The organism is Streptomyces sp. SID5785 (genome assembly GCF_009870065.1).
GTDB lineage: Bacteria > Actinomycetota > Actinomycetes > Streptomycetales > Streptomycetaceae > Streptomyces.
The window spans coordinates 1-3,433 of the sequence record NZ_WWIA01000215.1; the positions used below are offsets into that span (position 1 = coordinate 1).

Consider the following 3,433-nt stretch of genomic DNA (forward strand, 5'->3'; position numbering starts at 1 on the left):
CCGGAGCCGGAGGGGCCCATCACCGCGGTGAAGGTGCCCGCCGGCAGGCTGAGCGTGATGTCGTCGAGTGCGGTGACCCGGTCGGCCCCGCTCTCGTCCGTGCCGTAGGTCTTGCCGACCCGGACCAGGCGCAGCGCCTCTCCGTGGGCCGTGTTCCGCGGTGTCCGTCCGTGGTGTCGCATGATCGCCGATCCCCTCGTCTGGCGCTCTCTGCGCCTCGTCATCGACGCTACGGACGGGGACCGGCGGACACATTGGGCGTACGGCCCGGACCGGGGTGGTGCTGCGTACACCCCCGGGCCGGAGGCAGGCCCCGGGCCGCGGGACAGGCGGGAGTTCGAAGACAGGGCCTAGGAGGGGCCGCCCGAGCGGGCGAGCCAGCGGCCCGCGTGCCGGGTGACCTCGATGGGGCGGCCGAAGCAGGCGGTCATCCCGTCGGGGGTGAGGACGTCCTCGACGGGGCCCCGGGCGAGGACCCGGCCCTCGCGCAGGAGCAGCGCGTGGCTGATCGCCGGGGAGAGCTCCTCGAGGTGGTGGGTGACCGTCACGGTGGCGAGCTCCGGCCGGTTCTCGGCAAGCCTGCGCATGGTGTCGATGAGGTCCTCGCGGGAGGGCAGGTCGAGCGCGTTGAACGGCTCGTCCAGGAGCAGCAGCGCGGGGTCCGCCATGAGGGCGCGGGCGATGAGGATGCGGGCGCGCTGGCCGCCGGAGCAGACCCCGTACTCGCGGTCGGCGAGCTCCTTGATGTCGAGCTCGGCGAGCAGGGCGTCCGCGCGCTCGCGCACGTCGGTGCCGTACGTCTTCCAGAGCGGCTGGACGGTGCCGGAGTGGCCGGTCAGGACGACGGTGTGGCCGGTGAGGTCGCGCGGGACGCGCTGGGAGGTGGAGACGTGGCCGATGTGGGCGCGCAGTTCGCGCACGTCGACGCGGCCGAGGCGGTGACCGAGCACCTCGACGGTGCCGGTGGTGGGGTGGTTGGTGGCGCCGACGAGGCGCAGGATGCTGGTCTTCCCCGCGCCGTTGGGGCCGAGGAGCGCCCAGTGCTCGCCGGAGCGCACGGTCCAGTCGATGCCGTCGAGGATGACCTGGCCGGTGGTGATGCGACGCATGCCGACGCCATCGAGGGCGGCCACGGTCCGGCCGCCGCCTCCGGTGCCGTACGTCGTGCCGGACGCCGTTCCGTCCGCCGTTCCGTCCAGGGTCGCGCTCATGCTGCCTCCCGCCGCTGGGCCTGTCCTGCGTGGCCGGAAGAGTAGCTGTAGGCGGCATTTATCCGGGCGGCCGTCCGAGGAGTGGACGGCCGCCCGGTGCGCGGCTCAGCCCTGGCGGAGCAGGTCGCGCAGGGCGGTGTTGAGTGCGAGCACGTTGACGGTGGGCTCGCCGATGAAGCCCAGGGTGCGGCCGTCCTCGTGCGCGTCGACGAGCTGCTGCACGCGGGCGACCGGCAGGTGGTTGCGCTGGGCGACGCGGTGCACCTGGAGGTCGGCGTAGGCCGGCGAGATGTCCGGGTCGAGGCCCGAGCCCGAGGAGGTGACGGCGTCGGGCGGGACGTCGGCGGCCCTGACCTGGTACGTGGCCGTGGAGTTGTCGGCCACGACGGCGGCGCGTGCCTTCCTGACCTGGGCGGTCAGTGCGGGGTTGTCGGCGGCGAGGTTGGTGGCGCCGGACAGGATCAGGTGGTACTGCGTGTTGACGCTGTTGGTGCCGAGGCCGTTCTGCGGGCGGCCCTGGAACCATCTGAGGTCGGGCTTGCCGTCCGGCGTCGTGTACGACTGGCCGATGAGCGAGGACCCGACGACCCGGCCGCTCGCGTCCTCGGTCTCCGAGCCGTTCGCCTTGTCGTGGAAGGCGGTCTGGGCGATGCCGGTGACCGCGAGCGGGTAGAGGACGCCGCAGACGAGGGTGAGCAGGAGCAGGGCGCGCAGGCCCGCCCACACCGGCCGGCCGGTGTTTCCTACGGAGTTGTTCATGCTGATCAACGCTTTCTGGGGGTCACAGCCCGGGGACGAGGGACAGCAGCAGGTCGATGAGCTTGATGCCGATGAACGGGGCGACGAGGCCGCCGAGTCCGTAGACGCCGAGGTTGCGGCGCAGCATCCGGTCGGCGCTCGTCGGGCGGTAGCGCACGCCCTTCAGGGCGAGCGGGACGAGGGCCACGATGATGAGCGCGTTGAAGATCACCGCGGAGAGGATCGCCGAGTCGGGGCTCGACAGGCGCATGACGTTGAGCGTGTCGAGCCCGGGGTAGACCGCCGCGAAGAGGGCCGGGATGATCGCAAAGTACTTCGCGACGTCGTTGGCGATCGAGAACGTGGTCAATGCACCACGTGTGATCAACAGTTGCTTGCCGATCTCGACGATCTCGATCAACTTGGTCGGGTCGGAGTCCAGGTCGACCATGTTGCCGGCCTCCTTGGCGGCCGACGTGCCGGTGTTCATGGCGACGCCGACGTCCGCCTGGGCGAGGGCCGGGGCGTCGTTGGTTCCGTCGCCGGTCATCGCGACGAGCTTGCCGCCCGCCTGCTCGCGTTTGATGAGGGCCATCTTGTCCTCGGGGGTGGCCTCGGCGAGGAAGTCGTCGACGCCGGCCTCCTCGGCGATGGCCTTCGCGGTCAGCGGGTTGTCGCCCGTGATCATGACGGTTTTGATGCCCATGCGGCGCAGTTCGTCGAACCGTTCGCGCATGCCGTCCTTGACGACGTCCTTGAGGTGCACGACGCCGAGCACCCGGGCGCCTCCGGCGTCCTCCCTCGCCACGAGCAGGGGCGTGCCTCCGGCCTCGGCGATACGGTCGGTGAGCTCCTGGGCGTCCGCGGGGACCTCTCCCCCGCGCTCGCGCACCCAGGCCGTCACGGCCCCGGCGGCGCCCTTGCGGATCCGGTGCCCGTCGGTGTCCACGCCGGACATCCGGGTCTGTGCGGTGAACTCGATCCAGGTGGCGTCCGCGAGCTCGCCCTCGCGGCGGGCGCGCAGCCCGTGCTTCTCCTTGGCGAGGACGACGACGGAGCGGCCCTCGGGGGTCTCGTCGGACAGGGACGACAGCTGGGCTGCGTCGGCGAGTTCGGCCTCGGTGACCCCGGCGACCGGGACGAACGCGGCGGCCTGGCGGTTGCCGAGGGTGATCGTGCCCGTCTTGTCGAGCAGCAGGGTGGAGACGTCGCCGGCGGCCTCGACGGCCCTGCCGGACACGGCGAGCACGTTGCGCTGCACGAGACGGTCCATGCCGGCGATGCCGATGGCGGAGAGCAGGGCGCCGATCGTGGTCGGGATCAGACAGACGAGGAGGGCGACGAGCACCACCATGCCGATCGGCTCGCCCGCGTAGTCCGCGAAGGGCGGCAGGGTCGCGACGGCGAGGAGGAAGACGACGGTCAGCGACGCGAGCAGGATGTTCAGCGCGATCTCGTTGGGCGTCTTCTGCCGTGCGGCGCCC

Annotated in this window: 3 protein-coding genes and 1 pseudogene; all 4 read right to left on the minus strand. The window is 71.9% G+C overall.

What is annotated here, in order from left to right; genetic code table 11:
* Positions 1-182: pseudogene (locus GTW43_RS06635) on the minus strand (ABC transporter ATP-binding protein); the annotation flags it as partial.
* A gap of 168 nt (positions 183-350) precedes the next feature.
* Positions 351-1,109, minus strand: a complete 759-nt coding sequence (locus tag GTW43_RS06640) for an ATP-binding cassette domain-containing protein (protein ID WP_161300692.1) — start codon at positions 1,107-1,109, stop codon at positions 351-353.
* A 207-nt stretch (positions 1,110-1,316) separates the two neighbouring features.
* Positions 1,317-1,970: a potassium-transporting ATPase subunit C gene (locus GTW43_RS06645; protein WP_161300690.1), complete on the minus strand. Its 654-nt coding sequence runs from the start codon at positions 1,968-1,970 to the stop codon at positions 1,317-1,319.
* A 22-nt stretch (positions 1,971-1,992) separates the two neighbouring features.
* Positions 1,993-3,433, minus strand: a 1,441-nt coding sequence (gene kdpB / locus GTW43_RS06650; RefSeq protein WP_161300691.1) for a potassium-transporting ATPase subunit KdpB, incomplete at its 5' end; no start/stop codon positions are given.